This is a genomic window from Microbacterium sp., from assembly GCF_051953575.1.
Taxonomy (GTDB): domain Bacteria; phylum Actinomycetota; class Actinomycetes; order Actinomycetales; family Microbacteriaceae; genus Microbacterium.
In genome coordinates this window covers 1-4,480 of sequence record NZ_JBQCIP010000024.1, presented here as the reverse complement: position 1 = coordinate 4,480, position 4,480 = coordinate 1, and the positions used below count along the sequence as shown (strand labels likewise).

4 protein-coding genes are annotated in these 4,480 nt (G+C 70.5%); 3 read left to right on the top strand and 1 reads right to left on the bottom strand.

What is annotated here, in order from left to right; genetic code table 11:
- Positions 1-78: 78 nt before the first annotated feature.
- Together serA and ACTHNQ_RS01950 are read left to right on the top strand one after the other, a co-directional pair.
- Positions 79-1,683: a phosphoglycerate dehydrogenase gene (gene serA / locus ACTHNQ_RS01955; RefSeq protein ID WP_440330757.1), complete on the top strand. Its 1,605-nt coding sequence runs from the start codon at positions 79-81 to the stop codon at positions 1,681-1,683.
- Positions 1,684-1,854: 171 nt separating this feature from the next.
- On the top strand, positions 1,855-2,232 hold the full coding sequence (locus tag ACTHNQ_RS01950) for a hypothetical protein (RefSeq protein WP_440330756.1): 378 nt from the start codon (positions 1,855-1,857) through the stop codon (positions 2,230-2,232).
- 4 nt (positions 2,233-2,236) lie between these two features.
- Here the strand turns inward: ACTHNQ_RS01950 and ACTHNQ_RS01945 are convergent, their stop codons facing one another.
- Positions 2,237-2,782, bottom strand: coding sequence for a TetR family transcriptional regulator (locus ACTHNQ_RS01945; protein WP_018171151.1), 546 nt, complete (start codon positions 2,780-2,782; stop codon positions 2,237-2,239).
- Between the two features lie 81 nt (positions 2,783-2,863).
- Between ACTHNQ_RS01945 and ACTHNQ_RS01940 the strand changes: the two genes are divergently transcribed.
- A complete protein-coding gene (locus tag ACTHNQ_RS01940; RefSeq protein WP_440330755.1) occupies positions 2,864-4,405 on the top strand; it encodes an MFS transporter in 1,542 nt (513 codons plus the stop codon).
- Positions 4,406-4,480: the final 75 nt, after the last annotated feature.

Genomic DNA, 4,480 nt, shown 5'->3' with positions numbered 1-4,480 from the left:
CCCCCGACGGCGTGCGGCGCGGCAACGATCCCATCCGAGCAATGCCGCGTGCTCGCGCGCTGTCACCGAAGGAACACCGTGACGAAGCCTGTCGTTCTGATCGCCGAAGAACTCTCTCCCGCCACGATCGACGCCCTGGGTCCGGACTTCGACGTGCGCAACGTCGACGGCACCGACCGGCCGGCGCTGCTGTCGGCCCTCGCCGAGGCGAACGCCGTCCTGATCCGCTCGGCGACGAAGATCGACGCCGAGGCGATCGCCGCGGCCCCCGTGCTCAAGGTGGTCGCCCGCGCGGGCGTAGGCCTCGACAACGTCGACATCAAGACCGCGACGACCGCCGGAGTCATGGTCGTCAACGCTCCGACGTCGAACATCATCTCTGCCGCCGAGCTCACGGTCGGCCACATCCTGAGCCTCGCGCGCCGCATCCCCGCCGCGCACGCGTCGCTGTCGGGCGGCGCGTGGAAGCGCAGCTCGTACACCGGCACCGAGCTCTTCGAGAAGACGGTCGGCATCATCGGCCTCGGCCGCATCGGCGCCCTCATCGCGGCGCGCCTGCAGGCGTTCGACATGCGCGTCGTCGCGTACGACCCCTACGTCACGAGCGCTCGCGCACAGCAGCTGGGCGTCCAGCTGCTCAGCCTCGACGACCGTCTCGAGCAGAGCGACTTCGTCACGATCCACATGCCGAAGACGCCCGAGACGACCGGCATGATCGGCGCGGCGCAGTTCAAGATCATGAAGCCCACCGCGTACGTCGTCAATGTCGCGCGCGGCGGGCTGATCGACGAGGCCGCCCTGCACACCGCGCTCACCACAGGCGAGATCGCCGGTGCGGGTCTGGACGTCTTCACGTCCGAGCCTCCGGCCGAGGGCGGCACCGCCGCGGCGCTGCTCAGCCTTCCGAACGTCGTCGTCACCCCGCACCTCGGCGCGTCGACCGAAGAGGCGCAGGAGAAGGCGGGCGTCTCGGTCGCCAGATCGGTGCGCCTCGCCCTCGGGGGTGAGCTCGTTCCCGACGCGGTCAACGTCGCCGGCGGCGTCATCGACCCGTACGTCCGCCCCGGCATCCCGCTCGTCGAGAAGCTCGGCCAGATCTTCGCCGCCCTCGCGCACTCGCCCCTCACGAGCCTCGACGTCGAGGTGCACGGCGAACTGCAGGCGTACGACGTCAGCGTGCTCAAGCTCGCGGCCCTGAAGGGCGTCTTCACCAACATCGTGAGCGAGACGGTGTCGTACGTGAACGCGCCGCTGCTCGCCGAGCAGCGCGGCGTCGATGTGCGCCTGCTCGTCGACGACGACAGCCCCGAGTACCGCAACGTCATCACGCTGAGCGGCGCCCTGTCGGACGGCTCGCAGCTGTCGGTGTCGGGCACGCTCACCGGCACCAAGCAGGTCGAGAAGCTGGTGGCGATCAACGGCTACGCCATCGAGCTGCCCATCGAGACCAACCACATCGTGATGCTCTACACCGACCGCCCCGGCATCGTCGCGGTCTACGGTCAGCGCTTCGGCGAGGCGGGCATCAACATCGCCGGCATGCAGATCGCGCGCCAGGCCGCGGGCGGGCAGGCGCTGTCGGTGCTCACGGTCGACTCGCCCGTGCCCGACGGCCTGCTCGACGAGGTGCGTGCGGCGATCGACGCCGACCTGTTCCGTCAGATCGAGATCACCGAGTCCTGACAGAAGAAGGGATGCCGCATCCCGGCGCCGCACGTGCGGCCGGGTGCGGCATCCCTCCTTCTTCTGTGCGCGAGTACCGCGCGAGTATCGCGGCCGACTGCGCGGAGACCGCCGCGGAACATCCTTGCCTCACCGATCCACACGGAACGGCGGGACGAAGGGTGTTCGATCATGCACACGCCATGGAGCGCGGTCGCGGCGGTCGCGTTCGGCGCGATGCTCGTCGTGACGGGCTGTCAGTCATCGGGAGCCGCGAAGAGTGCGACGCCGACACCGACGCCGTCGGTCGCCGAGGTCGTGGGGGACGACCCCGGGGACGAGGGCCGTGCGGCATCGGGCGCGGGGACGCCCGAGCAGCACGTGCTCGCAGACGAACGCGATGCTGCGCTGAGCGCCGCCTCGGGCGGGCCGACGTGGCTGGAGCGGATGGCCCAGAGCCTGCGCGACGAGGCCGCCGGTCGGCAGTCGAGCGCGGGCCGATGCCTGCAGACCCAGCGATTCGTCAACGGGCCGGTCGTGCGGGTGCTGTGCGTCGACCGGTCGCGCTGAGCGCTCAGTCACGCACCGTGCGCTCCACGAGCGCCACCAGTGCATCGAGCGCGGCGCCGTCGGGCACGACGGTGAGGGGTGCGTCGCCCCCGAGCGCGTTGTTGAAGTAGAGGCCGTCGCTCACGAGCATGACGAGGTCCAGTGCCGCGGCGTCCCGGGTGTGCGGCCGCAGGGCGTCCTCCCACCGGGAGCGCATGTCGTGCAGCGCTGCGATCGCGGCGGCGTTGCCGGACTGCGCGAGCCGTGAGGCGGCGATGATCGCGCGGTCGAGGGGCTCGTCGTCCATGACCGACGACCGCAGGAAGTAGGCGACCGGCCCCTCCGGTGCCGCGGCGATCGCGGCGAGATCGGCGTCGACCAGAGTTGCGAGGCGCGCGATCAGGCCCGCTTCCATGGCCTCCTTGGTGCTGAAGTGGTACAGCAGGCCGCCCTTGGAGACGCCGGCGGCGCGGGCTGCGGCATCCATCGTCGCCGCCCGCTCGCCGTCCTCGATGAGGATGCGTTCGAACGCGTCCAGCACCTTCTCGCGGGCGAGGGGAGGACGGCTCATGGCGTCGATGCTATCGACAGCGGCTGCACGATCGACATACGATGGGGCATCCTGATACTATACCGGCTGGACGGTATAGAAATGATGACTCTCACTCAAGAACTCTCGCTCGCCGACGCCCAGGGGCGGAAGGTCGGCTGGCGCGGCTGGGCTGCGCTCGTCGTGCTCATGCTGCCGGTGCTGCTGGTCTCGGTCGACAACACGGTGCTGAGCTTCGCGCTCCCCGAGATCGCCCTCGACCTGGAACCGTCGAGCACGCAGCAGCTGTGGATCATCGACGCCTACCCGCTCGTGCTCGCCGGGCTCCTCGTCACGATGGGCACGCTCGGCGACCGGTTCGGACGCCGGCGGATGCTGCTCATCGGCGCGACGGGCTTCGCGGCCGTCTCGGTGCTCGCCGCGTTCGCGCCCACCGCGGGGCTGCTCATCGCCGCGCGCGCCGGCATGGGCGTGTTCGGCGCGATGCTGATGCCGTCAACGCTGTCGCTGCTGCGCAGCATCTTCACGGACCGCGACCAGCGTCGGCTCGCGATCGCGGTCTGGGCCGCGATGTTCTCGGCGGGCGCCGCGCTCGGGCCGATCGTCGGAGGCATCCTGCTCGAGCACTTCTCGTGGGGCTCCGTGTTCCTGCTGTCGGTGCCCGTGCTCATCCCGCTGCTGATCCTGGCGCCGCTCCTCGTCCCCGAGAGTCGTGACCCGAATCCGGGACGGATCGACCCGCTCAGCATCGCCCTGTCGATGGCGACGATGATCCCGGTCGTCTACGGCATCAAGGAGCTCGCCGCGCACGGCTTCGGCCCGAGTGCCTGGGCGCCGGTGCTGCTCGGCATCGGCTTCGGCGTGCTGTTCGTGCGCCGTCAGCTGCGTGCCGCGAACCCGATGCTCGACATGCGGCTGTTCGGTCTCGGCACATTCACCGGCGCGCTGCTGGTCAACCTGCTGAGCGTGATCGCGCTCGTCGGCTTCCTGTTCTTCGTGGCGCAGCACCTCCAGCTCATCGTGGGGCTCACGCCGCTGCAGGCGGGACTCGCCCTGGTTCCCGGCCTCGTCATGATGATCGTCTCGGGCCTGGCGGTCGTGCCGATCTCGAAGAAGTGGCCCGCCCGTGTGGTCATCCCGGTCGCGCTGGTGTTCTCGGTGGCCGGCTACGTGACCGTCGCCTTCGCGACGGGACCGTCGAGCGTCGGCGCCCTCGTGGCGGCCTTCGTGTCGCTCGGCATCGGCATCGGCGCCGCCGAGACGGTGTCGAACGAGCTCGTGCTCGCGAGCGCCCCGCCGGCGAAGGCGGGCGCGGCCAGCGCCGTGTCCGAGACCGCGTACGAGCTGGGCGCCGTGCTCGGCACCACCGTGCTGGGCGGCATCCTCACCGCCCTCTATCGCTCGAACCTCGTCGTTCCGGCGGGGGTCCAGGATGCCGCCGCCGACGCGGCGACCGAGACGCTCGCCGGTGCCGTGCACGCGTCGGAGCAGATCGGGGGATCCACCGGCACCGCGTTGTTCGATGCGGCGGCATCCGCCTTCGACGCCGGGGTGACGGTGACGGCGCTCATCGGCGCGGCCCTCGTCGTGATCGCCGGGGTCATCGCGGCCACTACCCTGGGAGAGTCCCGCCAGAAGTCGTAGGAGCCCCATGTCTCGTGTCGTGAAGCTGGCCGTCATCCCGGGTGACGGCATCGGTCCGGAGGTCATCGCCGAGGC

Coding starts and splice junctions, on each gene's coding strand:
- ACTHNQ_RS01950 (WP_440330756.1), top strand. CDS start 1,855: ATGCACACGCCATGGAGCGCGGTCGCGGCGGTCGCGTTCGGCGCGATG.
- ACTHNQ_RS01945 (WP_018171151.1), bottom strand. CDS start 2,782: ATGAGCCGTCCTCCCCTCGCCCGCGAGAAGGTGCTGGACGCGTTCGAA.
- ACTHNQ_RS01940 (WP_440330755.1), top strand. CDS start 2,864: ATGATGACTCTCACTCAAGAACTCTCGCTCGCCGACGCCCAGGGGCGG.